Consider the following 17,929-nt stretch of genomic DNA (forward strand, 5'->3'; position numbering starts at 1 on the left):
CCCTTAGGGCTACTCACAGTTCGAGCTAGCGCGATTGCCAGCCTCAACCACCCCGCGGTTTCGGCGCGCTTCAGCCGGCCGAGCTCACGCGCTCGAGCAGGTCCTTCTCTTCGATGAGCTCGAGCGACAGCACCCGATACCCCTCGGCTTCGAAGAACACCGTCATCCGGTCGTCCTCCACAGACATCACGGTGCCGGCGCCCCACTCGCGGTGACGGACCCGGTCGTCCACCTGGAACCCGGAATCCGTCTCACCGCTGAGCTCCTCCCCGTCGTCGACGACTCCCGCATCGCACGTGTCGCAGTTGCCGCACGGGTCGTCGAGCTCGTCACCGAAGTATCCGAGCAGCACCTGTCGGCGGCACCGGCGCGTCTCGGCGTACGAGCGCATCATCTCGATCCGTGACTGATCGATGCGCTCGCGCTCCTCGACCCGCTCGAGCGCATCCGAGACGGCTGCCGCCGCGTCGAGGCTGAGCAGCGTGGCCCCGCTTCGGCCGATGCGCACGTGCCCGGTGTCGGACAGCAGAGCGAGCAGCGCGGTCACGCGTCGAGCCGAGAGACCGGATGCCTCCGCCAGCTCGGCGCGCCTGCGGGAGCCACCCTTGAGGGCGCGCAGCAGCCGGCGGATCTCACCGCCGGCTGGCTTGCGTCCCGCGAAGTACTTCCGCAGCGCGAGATCCTCGGGGCGGAAGTGCAGGGTTGCCTGTGCGGGTTCGCCGTCCCGGCCGGCGCGGCCCACCTCCTGGTAGTACGCGTCGACCGACTCCGGCGCGTCGGCGTGCACCACGAACCGCACGTTGGGCTTGTCGATGCCCATCCCGAAAGCCGACGTCGCGACCACGACATCCAGCCGATCGTCGAGCAGATCCTCGTGCACCTGGGCCCGCGACTTCGCCGGCATACCCGCGTGATAGGCGGCCGCACGCAGACCGCGCTCCTGCAGCTGCTGCGCGTACTGCTCGGTGTCACGTCGCGTCGCGGTGTACACCAGACCTGGCTTCGGCAGGCCGACGACCTCGTCTTCGACCGCGGCTCGCTTGGCGGCGTCGTCGGTGTGCCGTCGCACGCTCAGCGCGATCTCGGGCCGGTCGAGCTCGCCGATGCACTCGAACGGATCGCGCATGCCGAGCCGCCGCGAGATCTCAGCCCGCACCGGTGTGGATGCTGTCGCCGTCAGCGCCATGATGGGCGGGCGCCCGAGACGCTCGGCGACCGCACCGAGCATCAGGTAGTCCGGCCGGAAGTCGTGGCCCCACGAGGCGATGCAGTGGGCCTCGTCGACGACGAGCAGCGAGACGTCCAGCGCGGCGAGGGCGGTTATCACCTCCTCCTTCGCCAACTGCTCGGGTGCGAGCAGCACGAACTCGGCCTGGCCGGAGCGCAGCATCCGCCACGCCTCACGCTTTCTGCGCACGCCGCCGGCGGAGTTCAGCGTGACGGCGGCCGGCGCGCCGGGCGCGCTCTCGATGCCGACCAGCTGATCCTCCTGCAGCGCGATCAGCGGTGACACGACCACCGTCACGCCCTCGCGCAGAGTCGCGGCGATCTGGTACATCACCGATTTTCCGTAACCGGTCGCCAGCACCCCCAGCACGTCCCGGCCGCTCACCGCCGCCTCGATCGCATCCCGCTGGGCGGGCTTGAGCTGGTCTATGCCGAAAGACTCGCGGGCGACGCGGTCGATGTCATCTGGGATCACCCGACCATTCGATCGCAGGTCGCCGGTCGACGCGACAGGGTTGCGTGGCGAGGCGGTGCGGCATAGGCCGTTCGCCAGGCCCAGGGGCCCAGGAGGCGTCAGGGGCTGGGGGTCGGCGTGGGAATCGGCGGGTGCAGCGCGGCGTCGACCATCTCGCGGATCAGCGCGTAATCCGGCTCGGCCTCCTCGATGCCGTTGTCGGGCGTCAGCTCGATCTGCGCGACCGGCTGATCCTTGGCCTTCTTGACGAGATCGAAGAACTCGGGCAGCTTGCTCGTGGGCAGATCGGTCTGAACGAGCTCTGTGCCGGCCGCGGCGATCTCGTTGAATCGCATCAGAACGGTCTGCGGGGTGAATTGCTGCAGGATCGCCACCTGCAGCTCACGCTGCCGCCTCATCCGATCGAAATCGCTCGTCGTGTACCGCGACCGGGCGTACCACTGCGCGGTGTCACCGTCCATGTGCTGGGGTCCCGGCTCGATCCATCCGGTTGCCCACTCCGCGGCCGGCTGCCCCGGGTAGGCCGGCCCACCGCCCTCGGGCAGGCGCTCCACGACCGTCACGTCCACCCCGCCGAGCGCGTCGATGAGCGCGGCGAACGCGTGCATGTCGACGAAGACGTAGTACGGGATCTCGATCCCGAGGATCCCCTCGGCGGCGTCCTTCGTCGCCTCGATCGCCGGCGTCGAATCGCGGGCCGCGGCGTCGGGGTAGATCGAGTCACCGCGATCTTTCCGGCATTCCTCCACCGCATTGGTGAGCTGGTTGATGCCGGCTCCCCAGCCGCACTGGCGGTCGTCGTGACCCTCGAAGTAGTTGCGGTAGTCGTAGCCGACGAGCTCGGGATCGCGCATCGGGCTGTCGTCCGCGAACGGGAACTCCCTCATGTCGCGGGGAATGCCCGTGATCGTCACCGCGCCGGTCGAGGCGTTCACCGACACGACGGAGATGCTGTCGAACCGCATCGAATCGCGCCCGTCACCGCTGTCGGCGCCGAGCAGCAGGATGTTGTAGTACCCGTCGCTGGGCGGCAGGCTCGGACCGCTCTGCCCGAAGATGCTGCCGATCGCTCCGCGGCTGGATGCCGCCACGGTCGACCCGTAGATCGCAGACGAAGCGGCGAGCGCGAGCACCAGCACGGATGCCACCGCCATCGTCCATCGTGAGATGACCGGCACACGCACCAGACGCACCAGACGCAGGGTGTCGATGGTCAGCACGACCCACAGGATCGCGTATCCGATCAGCAGCACCTGCACGAGCGTGAGCAGGAACCAGGACAGCGGCCCGGTGACGAACCACACCAGCGCGTCTTGCGCGAACAGTCCCATTCCCGCGCCGACGATGAGCAGGAACCACCCCACCATGGTCGCCCCGAGCCCGAAGCGCCCCAGACGCCGGTTGCCGGCGAGCACCTGCGCGGAGCCCGGCACGAGCACGTTCAGCACGACGAGCCACCATCCCCGGCGGCTCATGACCGCCCGGTCCGACACGTCGGGGTGCCGCAGCGGACGGGTCTCGATGAGCGGCCGCCCGCCTCGCGCCGGGGCGTGCGGTGCGGCCAGGGTCACAGCGAGTCCTTCAGCCGCTGGTTCTTCTGCTCGACCTGCTGCTCGAGGTCGCGCGCGTAGGCCTCGACGCGATCGGCGAGATCGGCGTCGGAGGTGCCGAGGATGCGGGCGGCGAGGATGCCGGCGTTGCGGGCTCCGCCGATCGACACGGTCGCCACCGGGATGCCGGCGGGCATCTGCACGATCGACAGCAGCGAGTCCATGCCGTCGAGGTAGGCGAGCGGCACGGGGACGCCGACGACGGGCACGGCGGTGACCGAGGCGAGCATGCCGGGCAGGTGCGCTGCTCCCCCGGCGCCGGCGATGATCGCCCGGATGCCGCGGCTGCGCGCCTCGCGCCCGTAGCTCATCAGCTTGTCGGGCGTGCGGTGCGCCGAGACGACCTCGACCTCGTGCGGGATGCCGAAGTCGGTGAGGGCCTGGGAGGCGTCGCTCATCACTCGCCAGTCGGAGTCGGATCCCATGACGACCCCGACCAGGGGCGTGCTCGAGGAGTGCAGTGGCTCAGTCACCATGACAGGCTACGGTGCACCGCTGGGAGAACGTCGCAGCGGCACGCACGTGCTCAGACGAACAGGGCGGCAGCGGCGCGTGCGGTGTAGACGACCTCGTCGAGGTCGTCGCCCGAGACGTTCACATGCCCCACCTTGCGGCCCGGTCGGGGCGCCTTGCCGTAGGTGTGGATCTTCGCCTCGGGGTACTCCTCCATCGCGGGTGCGAAACGGTCGGCGAGCGAGCCCTCGGCGGGTCCGCCGAGGATGTTGATCATCACCGTCCACGGCTCGCGCGGCTCGGTGCGGCCGAGCGGCAGGTCGGCGACCGCGCGCAGGTGCTGCTCGAACTGCCCGGTGATCGCTCCGTCCTGGCTCCAGTGCCCGCTGTTGTGCGGACGCATCGCGAGCTCGTTCACGAGGATGCGATCGTCGTCGGTCTCGAACAGCTCGACGGCGAGTATGCCCGTCACGCCGATCCCCTCGGCGATCCGGCGCCCGATCTGCTCGGCGAGATCGACGACGCGCTCGGTGGTGCCCGGCGCGGGCGCGATGACCTCGGCGCACACGCCGTCGCGCTGCACGGTCTCGACGACCGGGTACGCTGCCATCTCGCCGCCGGGGCGGCGGGCGATCTGCTGGGCGAGCTCGCGGCGGAACGCGACCAGCTCCTCTGCGAGCAAGGCCTCGCCGTCGGCGGAGGCGAACCAGTCGTCTGCCTCGGAGCCCGAGCGCACGACGCGCACGCCCTTCCCGTCGTAGCCGCCGCGGGGCGTCTTCACGACCGCTCCCCCGCCGTGCTCGTCGATGAACCGCTGCAGCTCGTCGGCGTCGTGCACCGGCGCCCAGTCGGGCTGAGGCACGTCGAGCTCGGCGAGACGAGCGCGCATGACGAGTTTGTCCTGCGCGAACTGCAGAGCATCCGGCCCCGGGTGCACCTGCGTTCCGTCGGCGACGAGCGCGCGCAGCACCTCCTGCGGGACGTGCTCGTGATCGAAGGTGATGACGTCGACGTCGCGGGCGAACGCGCGCACCGTCTCGAGGTCGCGGTAGTCGCCGACGGCGGTCGCGGCCAGCTGCGCCGACATCCCCTCGTCCTCGGCGAGCACCCGGATGTCGAGTCCGATCTCGACCGCCGGAGCGATCATCATCCGAGCCAGCTGTCCTCCGCCGATCACACCCACGCGCACGGTCATGCAGCGCCCCTTTCGTCGCCTCCATTCTCGCGCACTCCGTCGCGGGCGGAAGACGATCGGCGCTCAGTACCCCCGGCTCGCGGTCTGCGCGTCGCGGTGAGCGAGGATCTGATTGACCTCGACCTGATCGGCGAGCACCTCGTGCACGAGGCTGGCCATGGGCACGTTCACCAGCCGCACCGGCTCGTCGGAGCCGTTGCTCAGCGTGATCGTCCCCGCTCCCCACATCCGCTGCAGCGGCCCCCGACGGATGCTGATCGAATAGCCGCGCATGTGCGACAGCTCCCGGCGGCGCCGTGAGCCGAGCCCGTCGCGCACGATGACCCGCCGGGTGGTGATCGTGAAGGTGCGCGAGATCCAGAACAGGAACGGCATCACCACGAGCAGCAGCACGACGATGCCCACCGCGGCGAGCAGCATCCAGTTCTCGTACGGATCGGGCAGGTTGTCGTAGAAGTAGGCGGTGGCACCGGCGGTGGCGATCAGCAGCGCCGCCGACCAGAAGAGCCGGCGGGCATGGCTGCGCAGACGCGCGACGAGCAGCTCTTCGGCGGGCGCGCCCGGCGGCGGCATGTTCGGCCGGCCGCCGAGGGTCACGGGCTGGGTCACCCCTCCATTGTGCCTGCGGCGGCCGCGGGGTGCGGAAGGCCCGCCGGGCGCGTCGGCTCAGGCGAGCCGGGCGTGCACGACATCACCGGATGCCACGGCGCGCTCGGCGCCGTCGGCTTCGACCACCAGGCATGCGTCGTCGTGCAGACGCACGGCGCGGCCGTGCAGCGTCTCGCCGTGCGGCATCGTCACCTCGACGTCGCGGCCGAGGCTGAGACAGCGCCTCTCGGCCGCGGCGTGCAGCCCGGACGCGACAGGCCCGACGCGGGTCAGCTCGGCGACCAGGTCGCGAAGGCCGGTGAGGTAGTCCGAAAGCAGGCGATCGATGTCGGCAGACGCGCCCAGCGCCGCGAACGACGTGGCCGTGGGCACCGGCAGCTCATCGGCCGTCATCGCGGTGTTCACCCCGCTGCCCATGATCACGCCGTCCGGCGTGACCTCGGCGAGTATTCCGCAGATCTTGCGGCCGCCGACGAGCACGTCGTTGGGCCACTTGAACCCCACATCGTGCGCGGACAGCTGCGCGGCCACGGCATCCGTCATCGCGACTCCCGCAGCGAGCGGAAGCCAGCCCCACGCGTCGACGTCGGCGGGCAGATCGCGCAGCAGCACCGAGACGGCGAGCGCGGAGCCCGCAGGTGTGGTCCACGTGCGATCCAGCCGGCCCCGGCCGGCGGTCTGCGAGTCGGTCACGAGCGCCGCGAGATGTCCGAGCCGCTCGCCGGCGAGCCGCTCGCGCAGCTCGGCGTTGGTCGAGCCGCACGAGTCGAGCACGATGAGCGGGTCGGCGACGGCTCGGCTGTGCGCAAGCCGCATCAGTCGTCGTCCTCGTCGGCTCCGTCGCCGCCGTCCTGGTCGGATGCCCGGGCTCCGGCATCCCTGGCATGCCACTCGTCCCACTTGTGCATGAGCTGCTCGATCGCGCCGTGGAACTTCGCGGTGGCAGCTCCGGGGGCGGTGTCGCCGAAGTAGTGCTGCACCCAGGTGCGCAGCCGCGCGACCGCCTCGTCGTCGGCGGCGACCCGCTCGACCTCCGCCACGATGCGCGTAGCGCCATCGACGGTGAGCCACTCGCAGGCCGACAGGTATCCGGTCGTGTCGATGGATGCCCGCTCGTCGGACGGACGCGTGATCAGCAGCGGCTTGCCGGCGGCGAGCCGGTCATAGACCATCGCGGATATGTCGACGACGGCGACGTCGGCCGCGGCCAGCTGCCAGCCGAGCTCGGGGCCGTCGTCGTAGACGTGCTGAGCGCGGGGGTCGGCGGCGTTGGCCTGGTCGATCGCTGTGAGGATGCGGCGGTGCGCCGCGCCGTACTCGTCGTTCACGACGCCGCTGCGCGGATGCGGACGGTAGATCACCCGGTGGCGTCCGGTGGCGAGCAGCGCGCTGACCAGGGTCTCGCCGTGCGATGCGATCGAGCCGTAGTGCGCCGACGGACGATCGCCCTCCCAGGTCGGGGCGTAGAGCACGACCATGCGCTCGTCGGGGGTGTACGGCAGAGTGCCCGAGTAGTGGTCGGCCTGGGGCCGGCCGATCTCGATCGTGCGCGTGTCGAGGTCGTAGTCCCACAGCGTGCGACTGAGCCGATCGCGAGCGGCCTGACCCGCGATCAGCGCGTAGTCGTACGCCTTGTACTGATTGGTGGTCATGTACATCTTGTCGGACTCGCCGTGGTTGATGAACACGTGCCAGCGGCGGCCGTAGCGGAACATCTGGAAGTTGCGGGTGTTCTGGTTGACGTAGAGCACGATGCGGATGTCCTGCTCGGCGATGAACCGCTCGAGATCACGTACGGTCGGCACGAAGGCGACCGGAGGGGCGTCCTCCTCGATCAGCCGCTCCGCGCCGGTGGCGCTGCGGGACAGCACGACGACGGGCCACCGCTTCGCCAGCTCGGCGAGCGGCCGGTACCACTGGCGCATCTGATACATGTTGACGGCGCCGTCGGCGAAGTACACCGCGATGCGGTAGTGCCCCTGCGGGTGCGGGCCCTGCGCGGCGAGGCGGCGTCGCACCCGCTGCACGGCCGCGCGCGAGACGAGCGCCTTCTTAAGCAGTCGATACGCCTTCTTCCCATCTGAGACCACACCCATCCCTCCAGGATACCGAGCGGTCGTGATCGCCCTCAGGCGTCGGGATGCCCGGCGGCGGCCTCCCAGAGCCGCTCGATCGCGGCCTCGAAGCGCGCGGTCGCCGCACCCGGCGAGGTGTCGCCGAAATAGCGCGTCGCCCACCGGCCCAGACGCTCGATGGCCGCCGAGTCCGCGCGCACGCGATCGATCTCGGCCACCGCATCGCCGCGGGCGGCGGTGGCGGTGAGCCACTCGCAGGCCGAGAGATAGCCGCTCTCGTCGATCTCAGCCTCCTCGCTCGCCGGGCGGGTCACGAGCAGCGGACGCCCGGTGGCGAGCCGGTCGTAGACCATCGCCGAGACGTCGAGCACCGCGACATCCGCCGCAGTCAGCTGCCAGCCGATGTCCGGACCGTCGTCGTGCACGTGGTGCGCGGCGGGATCGGCGGCGTTCGCCTCGGACAGCATCGCGATGATCCGCTCGTTCGCGGCGCGGTACTCGGCATCCATCACCCCGGTGCGCGGGTGAGGACGGTAGACGACCCGATGACGCCCGGTGGCGAGCAGGGCTGCGACGAGCGCGACGCCGTGCGTGCGCACCGACCCGTACGCCATCGACGCCCGATCCCCCTCCCAGGTCGGCGCATAGAGCACGACCGTGCGCTCATCGGGCGTGAACGGCACGTCACCGGCGAAGTGATCGGCCTGCGGCCGGCCGATCATGCTCGTGCGCTCGTCGACGTCGTACTCCCACAGCGCATCGGCCAGCCGCTCACGCGCCGCCTGCCCGGCGATGAAGGCGTGATCGTAGGCCTTGTACTGATTGCTGCTCATGTAGACCTTGTCGGACTCGCCGTGGTTGATGAACACGTGCATGCGCCGGCCGTACCGGAACATCTGGAAGTTGCGGGTGTTCTGATTCACGTACAGCACGATGCAGATGTCCTGCTCGGCGAGGAATGCCTCGAGCTCGGCGACCTCGGGGACGAACGCGACAGGCAGGGCGTCGTCGCGCAGCAGTGCCTGCGCCCCGCGCGGCGAGCGCGAGAGCACGACGACGGGGTGCCGGTCGGCGAGGCGCTGCAGCGGGAGGTACCACTGCCGGATCTGGTACATGTTCACCTCGGTGTCGGCGAAGTACACCGCGATGTGGAACCGCCCGGCGGGCAGGGCCGGCCTGACGGCGAGCATCTCCCGCACGCTGCGCCGCGCCTCCCTCAGCCGCATTGCGCGCCGCATCAGCCCGACGGCCTTCCTCGCGTCTCGCAGAACGTCCATCCCCGGACGGTATCGAGGCAACCTCCGAATCGCCCGTGCCGGCGGGCTGGGGGCGCATGACATGATCGACACGTGCAGGATGACGACAGCTCCACCTCCGCCGGCGTCTCGTTCGTGATGCCGGTTCTGAACGAGCGCGACTACCTTGAGCACGCCGTGCGCTCGGTGCTGGAGCAGGACATCGACGGCCCCGTCGAGCTCGTGCTCGCGCTGGGTCCGTCCAGCGACGGCACCACCGAGCTGGCCGGACGCCTCGCGGCTGAGGACCCCCGCATCATCCTGGTCGACAACCCCGCCGCGCACATCCCGGTGGGACTGAACGCCGCGATCCGGGCCAGCCGGCACCCCACGATCATCCGCGTCGACGCGCACTCCGAGCTCTCCCCCGGGTACGCCCGCCGCGCGCTCGAGACGCTGCGGCGCACGGGAGCGGCGAACGTCGGCGGGATCATGCGCGCCGACGGCCGCACCCCCTTTCAGCGCGCCGTGGCGCGACTGTACAACTCGCCCGTGGGGCTCGGCGGCGGCGCCTACCACGGCAGCGAGCACGAGGGCGAAGCCGAGTCGGCGTATCTCGGCGTGATGCGCCGCGACGTCGTCGAGCAGGTGGGTCTGTTCGACGAGACCATCCGACGCGGCGAGGACTGGGAGCTGAATCTGCGAATCCGGCAGGCCGGTCACCTCGTGTGGTTCGACCCGGCGCTCTCGGTCACGTACTGGCCGCGCGAGAGCTGGTCGCGTCTGGCGCGCCAGTTCCGTGCCACGGGTGCGTGGCGGGGCGAGCTGGTGCGCCGGTTCGGTCGTCGCAACGGGCTGCGCTTCTTCGCGCCGCCCGCCCTGGTGGTGGTGACGGCGGTCGCTCTGCTGGTCGCCATCCTGCAGCTCGTCGGCGTGCTGCGCGGCATCGCCGCCCTGATCGCCTCGGTGATCTATCTGCCCCTCATCGCCTACGCTCTGCTGGTCATCGGAGTGGGCGTGGTGAGCCCGGGCCCGGTGCGGCAGCGTCTGTGGACGATGGCCGTGCTGCCGACCATGCACTTGTCATGGGGTCTCGGCTTCATCGGCGGCGCGCTGCGCGGCGCCGGCGACACGGTGGATGCGTCGCGACTCGGGTCGCGCAATACGCCGCTGCCCTGAGTCGTCGATGGGTCGGCCCGTCGACGACTCAAGAACCCGGACAGGCTGGTGCTCAGGCGGTCAGCCATCCCTGATCGAGGATGCGCGAGACGACGCGATTCGCGGCCTGCCCGTCATCGCGCCGGTTGAACTGCGCGCGCCACGCGGCGTACCGCTCGCGGTAGGCCTCAGGCACCTCGGGCTCGTCTAGCGCTCGCACCAGTTCCTCCTGGCTGTGCACGAGCGGCCCCGGCGCGCGCTCGGCGAGGTCGAAGTAGAACCCGCGCAGCTCTCCGCGGTAGTGCTCGAGATCGGGCACGAGGAAGAACATCGGCCGTCCCGTGACGCTGAAGTCGAACATCACCGAGGAGTAGTCGGTGACGAGCACATCGGCGATGAGCAGCAGCCGAGCGGTCTCGGGGTACCCGGTGACGTCGATGACCCTGGCCCCGGCATGATCGCGCCCCGGCCGGATGGTGCGCGAGTGACCGCGCACCAGCACGACCGAGTCGGTCTGCTCGGCCAGCAGCTGCGGGTCGACGAAGTCGACCATCTCGGAGCGGTCGTCGCGCCAGGTGGGCGCGTAGAGGATGACCCGCTCGTCGGCGCGGATGCCCAGAGCCTCGCGGACGGGCGCCGGATCGCCGTTCACGAGCACGTCGTTGCGGGGGTAGCCCTCGACCCAGATCGGCTTGCCGAAGAACGCGTACGCCTTCTTCAGGATGCGGGCGGCGTACGGGTTCTGCGCGAGCAGCACATCCCACCGACGGGACTCCTTGAAGACCGCCGCCATCCGGCGCGGGTCGAATCCGGGCCGGTGCAGGGCGAGCCGCTTCAGCGGCGTGCCGTGCCAGGTCTGCAGCACGATCTGGCCGGGTTTGCGCACGAAGCGACGTCTGAGCCAGTCGTTGACGATGAGGATGCGCGATTCCGCACGTGCCCGCCACCAGTCCGGTCCGCCCTCGACGACCGGCACCGCGCCTTCTGGCACCTCCACCGACAGGTCGGTGACGCTCCAGTACCTGGTCACCGACGGGGCACGCTCGGCGAGCACGCGGTCGATCGCCCGCGGATTGCATCCGGCGGTCTGGCCGTAGAAGCTCTCGAAGAAGACCGCGTTCTCACCGGCGCCGATCTGCGAGGCGTATCGCTGCTCGAGCGTGCGCTGCCCCTCCGGCGTCTCGTAGATGGGCGCGATGGGCGGGGCGATGACGACATCCGCGCCGCGCACCTCGATCCGCAGACCTGCCAGCAGCGTCGGCTCGATCTCGACGTCGCCGAGCTCGACGCCCTCCACCGTCAGCTCGTATGCGCCCGCGGGCAGCGGCAGCGCTGCTCCTCCCCAGCGCGAGGTCTGCAGCGGCAGCGTCGCCTTCCACGTCTTCCCGCCGCCGGTGAGGCGGGCGCTGACGCGGGCGCGCGGCCCGACGAGGGCGGCGGATGCCGGACGGGCGCCTGTGCCCGAGACGATCAGCGTCTGAGTCTGCTCATCGATGCGAGCCGTGGTCATCGTGCTCCCTTCGGCGCGGGGATGCCGCGCGCGCGGATGGCCTGGTACACGCGGCGGGCGTTCTGCCCGTCGCGATGCGCGTGCATGTGCGCGCTGAGTTCGGCTGAGCGCGCCGAGCGCTCGGCCCTGACCGCGTCGTCGGCGAGCACGGCGTCGAGCTGCTCGAGCGCTCCCGCCCAGTCGGTCGCGTGATCGTCACCCGCGACATCGGAATACGGTCCGTAGAAGCCGCGCTCGCGGGCGTACTGCTCGGCATCCGGTGCCAGGTACACGACCGGCATGGCCAGCAGGCCCACGTCGTACGCCATCGAGGAGTAGTCGGTGATGAGCACGTCGACGCGGGGCAGCGCCGGGGTGACATCGGCGAGCAGGTCGGAGTTCAGCATCCGCACCCGGCCGCTCGACCACGGCGGCGCGTACGCGCCGGCGCCGAGCGGATGCGATCGGATGAACAGGATGGCGTCGTGCCTCTCGAGAAGCCGCACGATGTCGACCCACTGTGCGGCTGAGGGCACCGCCGGATCGGGGGCGCCGTCGCGCCAGGTGGGGGCGTACAGCAGCACCCGCTGAGAGGTGAGCACCGGGCCGGTGCGGGTGAGCAGCTGCGTCGCGGTCGCGCGGCGCTGAGCGTCGGAGCCCTGCGAGAGCACGTCGACGCGGGGCTCGCCCGTGACGACCACCCGGTCGTCGCCGAGACCGAAAGCCGACTCGAGCCGGCCGCGCGAGCGGTGCGAGGCGGCGGGCAGCACCTGGATGCGCTGGGCGGCGCCGCGGTACATCGCCGTCAGCAGCCGACGCAGCAGCCCGGCCCCAGGGATCCCCGCCGGCACCTCTGCGGTGATCGGCGAATCCAGTCCGATGCGCTTGAGCGGGATGCCGTGCCAGAGCTGCACGACGAACGCGTCACTGCTGCCGTATCTGTTCACATCCCCCAGCCCGTGCGTGACGACGAGGACACCCGCACGGATCGTCGCCCACCAGCCGCGGACGCCGTCGCGCGGGACGGTGCGGATGCCCAGGGCCCTGGCGTCGTCGGCATCCCGCGGCGAGCGCGCGAGCCACAGCACGCGATGTCCGACGTCGGCCGCCACGCGGTACAGCGCGAGGGCGCCGTCGCCGACGCCGGCCCCGCAGCCGAAGACCCAGCGGTCGCCGCGCGGGATCAGCAGCGCCGCGATGCGTCCTGCGGCATACAGCGGCATCCGGAGCAGCTTCGCCGCGTTGCCGGAGCCGAATGAGAAGGACGCCACCTCGCGAGCCTATCGCGGGGTGGCGTCCTTCTCGGGGAGTCGGCCGGCAGGGCTCAGAGCTTGAGCTCTCCCAGCGTCACCTTCGCCTCATAGGTCCTGCCGGAGCGGACGTAGCTCAGCGTGGCCTCGCTGCCGGCCGCCGCCGCGCGAACCTGCGCGGTGAGGTCGCTGGCGCCGGTGATCGGCACGCCGTTGAACTGGGTGACGATGTCTCCGGACTTCAGGCCCGCTTCGTCGGCCGCGCCGCCGGGGGTCGGGGTGTCGATCGCGGCGCCCGCGACCGACACGCCCTTCACGCTCGACGCGTCGCGCACGGTGGCGCCGAGCAGGCCGTGGGTCGCAGCACCGTCGGCGATGATCTCGTCGGCGACGCGCTGGGCGATGTTCGACGGGATTGCGAAGCCGAGGCCGATCGACCCTGCCTCGCTCGACGACGAGCCGCCGGCGGTCGCGATCGCGACGTTGATGCCGATCAGGCTTCCCTTGCTGTCGACGAGTGCGCCACCGGAGTTTCCGGGGTTGATGGCCGCGTCGGTCTGGATGACGGCGATCGAGATCGACTGCTTCGCCTGCTGCTGGCCCATGCCGGGGATGTCGAATTGGAACGGATTGCCGCTGCCGCCCTGGTCGCCTTCGCTGTCGGGCTGCGCCGAGCTGTCGGGAAGCGCAGACGAGGCGACCTCGATGCTGCGGTTCAGCGCGCTGACGATTCCCGTGGTGACGGAGTTCGACAGGCCGAGCGGTGCGCCCACCGCGACGGCGGTGTCGCCGACGTTGAGCTTGCTCGAATCGGCCATCTCGATCGGGGTGAGATCCTTCGCTCCCTCGAGCTTGATCACGGCGAGGTCGTACACCGGGTCGGTGCCCACGACGCTGGCCTGGAAGATCCGGCCGTCGGACGTGGTCACGCGGATGGCCGGGTCGGCCACGGCGCCGCCGAGGGTGACCACGTGCGTGTTGGTCAGGACGTGCCCCTCCTTGTCGAGGATGACACCGGAGCCGCTGCCCGACTCGCTCGAGCCCGCGACCTCGATGGTGACCACCGACGGCAGCACCTCGCTGGCGATGGCAGTGGTCTCGTTGACCGAGCCCGGGTTGTTGACCGTGACGCTCTGCGGACCGGTGGCCGACTGGGATGCCGGACGGTCGAACACGGCCGTGCCGATGGCGCTGCCGCCGAATCCGGCCACACCGCCGACGAGCGCCGCGGCGAGGATGAGACCGGCGACCTTGACCGGTCCGCCGCTCCGCTTCTCGGTGCTGTGCGGGCCCTGCGCGGCGGCCCCGGTCTGCGGCGTCGATCCGGTCGGGGCGGCGACCAGCGTCGGGTCGAGGCTGAGGGTGGGCTGCTCGGACGAGGGCGATCCCGTCGGATGCTGCGGCTGGGGCATCCCGTGCTGGGGGGCGCCGTACGGCGCACCGCCGGGGTGGGCGCCGGGCTGGGGGGCGCCGGGCTGGGGGGCGCCGGGCTGGGGAGCGCCGGGCTGGGACTGGGCCGCGTGACCGAAGCTTCCGCCGGGCTGCGGCGGGGTGCCGTATGACGCGCCCGGCTGAGGTGCCGCGGGGGCCTGCCACCGCGCCTGGTCGGAGCCGAAGTGCGAGGGCGCGTGCTGCCCGGGCGCCGACGACGGCGGGGTCTGAGCCGAGGCCTCGGGGTTCGAGGGCTGGTCGGGGGTGCTGTTGTCGTTCATCTTCTGCTCCTTCTCAATGCCCTATCAGAGTGACAACCGAGTCTGTGCGTTTCGTATGCCGCCGATGACATTCGCCTATGGTCTTAGCCTGTTCTGCATGGATGTCATACCAGGAGCCTGGCGCCGTACCGCCGCAGGGGCGGGTCTGCTCTCCGCGGACGGCCCGGTCGCCCCCACCATCTTCGCCGAGATGTCGGCCGCCGCGGTGCGAACCAGGGCGGTGAATCTCGGGCAGGGCTTCCCGGACGAGGACGGTCCGGCCGCGGTGCTGGAGGCGGCGAGGGATGCCATCGCGCACGGCGCGAACCAGTATCCGCCCGGCCGGGGCATCCCCGATCTGCTCGCGGCGATCAGCGAGCACCAGCACCGCTTCTATGGACTCGAGGTCGATCCGGGCACGGAGATCCTGGTGACGGCGGGGGCGACTGAGGCGCTGACCGCCACCCTGCTCGCACTCATCGACGGCCCCGACGACGAGGTCGTCGTCTTCGAGCCGTACTACGACTCGTATGCCGCGGCCGTCGCGCTCGCGGGTGCCCGGCTGCGCACCGTGCCGCTGCGGCGACCCGACTTCCAGCCGGATCTCGACGAACTCGCCGCCGCGGTGAACGACCGCACCCGCGTGATCCTCGTCAACGACCCGCACAATCCCACAGGCGCCGTGTTCGCACCCGAGGTGCAGGCGGAGATCGTGCGGGTGGCCGCGCAGCACGACGCGGTGATCGTGACCGACGAGGTGTATGAGCACCTGTCCTTCCACGCGCCGCACGTGCCGATCGCCACGCTGCCCGGCGCCGCCGAGCGCACTCTCACGATCTCGTCGGCCGGGAAGACGTTCTCGACCACGGGGTGGAAGATCGGCTGGGTGCACGGACCGGCCGCCCTGATCACGGCGGTGCTGACCGTCAAGCAGTTCCTCACCTACGTGAACGGATCGGCCTTCCAGCCCGCGATCGCGGTCGGTCTGCGTCTGCCCGACTCCTACTTCGACGACGCCGCGGCCACCATGCTGCGCAAGCACGAGCTGCTCGGCGCCGCACTGCGCACCGCGGGATTCGAGGTGTTCACCCCGCAGGGCGGGTACTTCACCGTGGCCGACGCCACGGCGCTCGGCGGTGCCGACGCCGCAGCGTTCTGCCGCGCGCTGCCGGAGCGGGCGGGTGTCGCGGCGATCCCGATCAGCGCGTTCGTCACACCCGAGAACCAGGGGCGGTACGCCGGCCTGGTGCGCTTCGCCGCCTGCAAGCGCGTCGACGTGATCGAGGAGGCCGGCCGCCGCCTCTCCGGCCTGCGCTGACGCGCCCGGGGCACCGTGGTCGGGCGGCGCGGGCACGTTGGCCGGGTGGTGGGCGCGGGCGTCGCGGGTGCGGCGGGGCGGCGGGGCGGGCACGGGGCGCAGCGCCGCCGGCACGCGGCACGGGACGGCGTAGGTTCGCGGCGTTCCGGGGCCGACACGTTCCGGGGGCCGACACGTTCCGGGGGCCGACACGTTCCGGGGGCCGACACGTTCCGGGGGCGATACGTTCCGGGGACAATACGTTCCGGGGGCCGACACGTTCCGGGGGCGATACGTTCCGGGGACAATACGTTCCGGGGGCCGACACGTTCCGGGGGCGATACGTTCCGGGGGCCGACACGTTCCGGGGGCGATACGTTCCGGGGGCCGACACGCCAGATGTCGGACGCTTCACGCGGATCGGTCCGACATTTGGAGTGTCGGCCCCCGGTTCGTAACCGGTGGAGGTGTCGGCCCCCGATTCGTAACCGGCCGCGGAGCGGGCCGTGATTCGTAACCGGCCGCGGAGCGGGCCGTGATTCGTAACCGGTTGCGGAGCAGGCCCCCGCGGGGTCCGCGACGGGCGAGGGGCTCAGCGGGGTACGACGCGGTAGCGGCGCAGCCGCAGCGACGGGTTCGTCTCACGCGTGCGGGCGACCAGGTCGGGGTCGAGGGATGCCACGGCCACGCCCTCCCCCGCGCTGACGCCCGCGACGACCACGCCCTGCGGGTCGATGATCTGCGAGAAGCCGACGCCGACGGGAGCCGGATGGTCGGACGCGATCACATAGGTCGTGTTCTCGATGGCGCGCGCGGTGAGCAGCGTGTTCCAGTGGTGCTCCTTCAGGGGTCCGCGCACCCATTCCGCCGGGACGATCAGGGCGTCAGCCCCGGCGTCCACCAGCGTTCTCGCCACCTCCGGGAAGCGCAGGTCGTAGCAGGTCATCAGCCCAAACCGCAGGCCGAGCGCGTCGAAGACCGCCGCCTCGCCGAGCGCGCCCGGCTCGATCCAGTCCGACTCCCGCTGGCCGAACGCGTCGTAGAGGTGCTGCTTGCGATAGATCGCCTGCACCCCGGCATCCGACACGGCGACGACGGTGTTGTGCACCCGCCCCGTCTCGGCGGTCTCGACCATCCCGGCGACGACGATGAGGCTGTGCTCGGCGGCGAGCGCGCGCAGCGCCGCGACGAACGCACCGTCGAGGCCCTCGGCGTTGCGTGCGAGGGCGTCGTCCATCTCCGGCGTGAAGTAGTTCGAGTACTCCGGGAGCACGACCACATCCGCACCACGCTCCGCGGCCGCGGCGACGAGCTCGCCGATCCGCTCCCGGTTGCGCTCGGGTGCGGCATCCGGAGCGAACTGGCACACGGCGACGAGAGGAGCTGCTGCGGTCATGCTGCCATCCTCTCTCACTCGCGCGGCGCGAGCACTCTGTCTTCGGCTGCGGTGAACGCCGTGCGGGCCCCGCGGCGCTCGCGCGAGAACGCGCTGAGCTCGGCCTCGCGCGGCGCGTGTACGGCAGGAAGAGCAGGGCGACGGCGCCGGCCAGGGCGAAGAGGTTCGGCACCGCCGCCGTGGCGATCCGGATGCCCAGCTGCCCACCCTCCATGTCGCTCCGGCGGACCCCGTCGTCCGCATGCTCATGGCGGGACTGGGACGCATGTCCCCGTCTTCGGAGGGTAGCCTGTCCGCGACACGGAGACGAGGGCGCACATGCAGAAGGCCCGGTCCTTGCGGACCGGGCCTTCTTCTTGTTGCGGGGACAGGATTTGAACCTGCGACCTCCGGGTTATGAGCCCGGCGAGCTACCGAACTGCTCCACCCCGCGGCACGTCTTAAAGCCTAACACGGCTTCGGAGACAGGGCGAATCGGGCTCGGATGCCGGGAGTGTCACGGCGCGTCGGGCTCGGGGTGCGCGTGCTCGAGCTCGCAGTCGGGGCCGGGGAAGAGCAGTGATTCGCTGCCGTCGTCGAAACGCACCAGGTACGGCGGACCGCCGTCCTCTCCCCGTGTCTCGACCACCTCACCACGGTGTTCGGCACTGTCGACGTGTGCGCCGTGGATGACGATCCTCGAACCGGCTGCCGCTCGCATCGTGATCATTCTCCTCGAAGAGAGACCGATGCTCCCATTGTGCGCTCGCGTCTGTCGTCGCGCCAGAAG

Annotated in this window: 15 protein-coding genes and 1 tRNA gene; 2 read left to right on the forward strand and 14 right to left on the reverse strand. The window is 71.0% G+C overall.

Annotated features, from left to right (window positions below; translation table 11 throughout):
• Positions 1-70: 70 nt before the first annotated feature.
• The 8 genes from PGB26_RS13020 to PGB26_RS13055 all read right to left on the reverse strand — a co-directional run bounded on the left by PGB26_RS13020 (position 71) and on the right by PGB26_RS13055 (position 8,921).
• Positions 71-1,702: a RecQ family ATP-dependent DNA helicase gene (locus tag PGB26_RS13020; protein WP_271638071.1), complete on the reverse strand. Its 1,632-nt coding sequence runs from the start codon at positions 1,700-1,702 to the stop codon at positions 71-73.
• A 98-nt stretch (positions 1,703-1,800) separates the two neighbouring features.
• Complete coding sequence (locus tag PGB26_RS13025) at positions 1,801-3,273, reverse strand: LCP family glycopolymer transferase (RefSeq protein WP_442922989.1); 1,473 nt, start codon at positions 3,271-3,273, stop codon at positions 1,801-1,803.
• Positions 3,270-3,737 (reverse strand): 5-(carboxyamino)imidazole ribonucleotide mutase, encoded by a 468-nt coding sequence (gene purE / locus PGB26_RS13030; protein ID WP_271639678.1) that lies wholly within the window; start codon positions 3,735-3,737, stop codon positions 3,270-3,272. The genes PGB26_RS13025 and purE overlap by 4 nt, the downstream gene beginning before the upstream one ends.
• 101 nt (positions 3,738-3,838) lie before the next feature.
• Positions 3,839-4,960: a 5-(carboxyamino)imidazole ribonucleotide synthase gene (locus tag PGB26_RS13035; protein ID WP_271638072.1), complete on the reverse strand. Its 1,122-nt coding sequence runs from the start codon at positions 4,958-4,960 to the stop codon at positions 3,839-3,841.
• 63 nt (positions 4,961-5,023) lie between these two features.
• Entirely contained in the window at positions 5,024-5,569 is a 546-nt protein-coding gene (locus tag PGB26_RS13040; RefSeq protein ID WP_271638073.1) for a PH domain-containing protein, read from the reverse strand.
• Between the two features lie 57 nt (positions 5,570-5,626).
• Positions 5,627-6,385, reverse strand: coding sequence for a biotin--[acetyl-CoA-carboxylase] ligase (locus PGB26_RS13045; protein ID WP_271638075.1), 759 nt, complete (start codon positions 6,383-6,385; stop codon positions 5,627-5,629).
• A complete protein-coding gene (locus PGB26_RS13050) occupies positions 6,385-7,665 on the reverse strand; it encodes a CDP-glycerol glycerophosphotransferase family protein (protein WP_271638077.1) in 1,281 nt (426 codons plus the stop codon). The genes PGB26_RS13045 and PGB26_RS13050 overlap by 1 nt, the downstream gene beginning before the upstream one ends.
• A 32-nt stretch (positions 7,666-7,697) precedes the next feature.
• A complete protein-coding gene (locus PGB26_RS13055; RefSeq protein ID WP_271638078.1) occupies positions 7,698-8,921 on the reverse strand; it encodes a hypothetical protein in 1,224 nt (407 codons plus the stop codon).
• A 117-nt stretch (positions 8,922-9,038) separates the two neighbouring features.
• Between PGB26_RS13055 and PGB26_RS13060 the strand changes: the two genes are divergently transcribed.
• Complete coding sequence (locus tag PGB26_RS13060; RefSeq protein WP_271639679.1) at positions 9,039-10,058, forward strand: glycosyltransferase family 2 protein; 1,020 nt, start codon at positions 9,039-9,041, stop codon at positions 10,056-10,058.
• Between the two features lie 52 nt (positions 10,059-10,110).
• Here PGB26_RS13060 and PGB26_RS13065 read toward each other — a convergent pair whose 3' ends face one another.
• Genes PGB26_RS13065 through PGB26_RS13075 form a run of 3 tightly spaced genes read right to left on the reverse strand, consistent with a single transcriptional unit; the run spans position 10,111 to position 14,488 of the window.
• Positions 10,111-11,547: a CDP-glycerol glycerophosphotransferase family protein gene (locus tag PGB26_RS13065; protein WP_271638079.1), complete on the reverse strand. Its 1,437-nt coding sequence runs from the start codon at positions 11,545-11,547 to the stop codon at positions 10,111-10,113.
• The gene (locus tag PGB26_RS13070; protein WP_271638081.1) at positions 11,544-12,797 is read right to left on the reverse strand and encodes a CDP-glycerol glycerophosphotransferase family protein; all 1,254 of its coding nucleotides are present in this window, start codon (positions 12,795-12,797) and stop codon (positions 11,544-11,546) included. The genes PGB26_RS13065 and PGB26_RS13070 overlap by 4 nt, the downstream gene beginning before the upstream one ends.
• 53 nt (positions 12,798-12,850) lie before the next feature.
• A complete protein-coding gene (locus PGB26_RS13075; protein WP_271638083.1) occupies positions 12,851-14,488 on the reverse strand; it encodes a S1C family serine protease in 1,638 nt (545 codons plus the stop codon).
• Between the two features lie 97 nt (positions 14,489-14,585).
• On the opposite strand from PGB26_RS13075, the gene PGB26_RS13080 reads away from it, so the two are divergent.
• Positions 14,586-15,785 (forward strand): aminotransferase class I/II-fold pyridoxal phosphate-dependent enzyme, encoded by a 1,200-nt coding sequence (locus tag PGB26_RS13080; RefSeq protein ID WP_271638085.1) that lies wholly within the window; start codon positions 14,586-14,588, stop codon positions 15,783-15,785.
• A gap of 571 nt (positions 15,786-16,356) precedes the next feature.
• Here the strand turns inward: PGB26_RS13080 and PGB26_RS13085 are convergent.
• The 3 genes from PGB26_RS13085 to PGB26_RS13095 form a co-directional block, all read right to left on the reverse strand.
• Complete coding sequence (locus PGB26_RS13085; RefSeq protein WP_271638087.1) at positions 16,357-17,160, reverse strand: carbon-nitrogen hydrolase family protein; 804 nt, start codon at positions 17,158-17,160, stop codon at positions 16,357-16,359.
• Positions 17,161-17,519: 359 nt separating this feature from the next.
• Positions 17,520-17,593 (reverse strand) — tRNA-Met (locus tag PGB26_RS13090).
• Positions 17,594-17,656: 63 nt separating this feature from the next.
• Positions 17,657-17,869, reverse strand: coding sequence for a DUF1918 domain-containing protein (locus tag PGB26_RS13095; RefSeq protein ID WP_271638088.1), 213 nt, complete (start codon positions 17,867-17,869; stop codon positions 17,657-17,659).
• Positions 17,870-17,929 lie beyond the last annotated feature (60 nt).

The organism is Microbacterium sp. nov. GSS16 (assembly GCF_028198145.1).
In the GTDB taxonomy this organism is placed as follows: Bacteria; Actinomycetota; Actinomycetes; order Actinomycetales; family Microbacteriaceae; genus Microbacterium.

Bases quoted from the DNA above. Each gene is read 5' to 3' on its own strand.
- PGB26_RS13045 (WP_271638075.1), bottom strand. From the start codon at position 6,385: ATGCGGCTTGCGCACAGCCGAGCCGTCGCCGACCCGCTCATCGTGCTC.
- PGB26_RS13050 (WP_271638077.1), bottom strand. From the start codon at position 7,665: ATGGGTGTGGTCTCAGATGGGAAGAAGGCGTATCGACTGCTTAAGAAG.
- PGB26_RS13075 (WP_271638083.1), bottom strand. From the start codon at position 14,488: ATGAACGACAACAGCACCCCCGACCAGCCCTCGAACCCCGAGGCCTCG.
- PGB26_RS13085 (WP_271638087.1), bottom strand. From the start codon at position 17,160: ATGACCGCAGCAGCTCCTCTCGTCGCCGTGTGCCAGTTCGCTCCGGAT.
- PGB26_RS13065 (WP_271638079.1), bottom strand. From the start codon at position 11,547: ATGACCACGGCTCGCATCGATGAGCAGACTCAGACGCTGATCGTCTCG.
- PGB26_RS13035 (WP_271638072.1), bottom strand. From the start codon at position 4,960: ATGACCGTGCGCGTGGGTGTGATCGGCGGAGGACAGCTGGCTCGGATG.
- PGB26_RS13080 (WP_271638085.1), top strand. From the start codon at position 14,586: ATGGATGTCATACCAGGAGCCTGGCGCCGTACCGCCGCAGGGGCGGGT.
- PGB26_RS13095 (WP_271638088.1), bottom strand. From the start codon at position 17,869: ATGATCACGATGCGAGCGGCAGCCGGTTCGAGGATCGTCATCCACGGC.
- PGB26_RS13060 (WP_271639679.1), top strand. From the start codon at position 9,039: ATGCCGGTTCTGAACGAGCGCGACTACCTTGAGCACGCCGTGCGCTCG.
- purE (WP_271639678.1), bottom strand. From the start codon at position 3,737: ATGGGATCCGACTCCGACTGGCGAGTGATGAGCGACGCCTCCCAGGCC.
- PGB26_RS13055 (WP_271638078.1), bottom strand. From the start codon at position 8,921: ATGGACGTTCTGCGAGACGCGAGGAAGGCCGTCGGGCTGATGCGGCGC.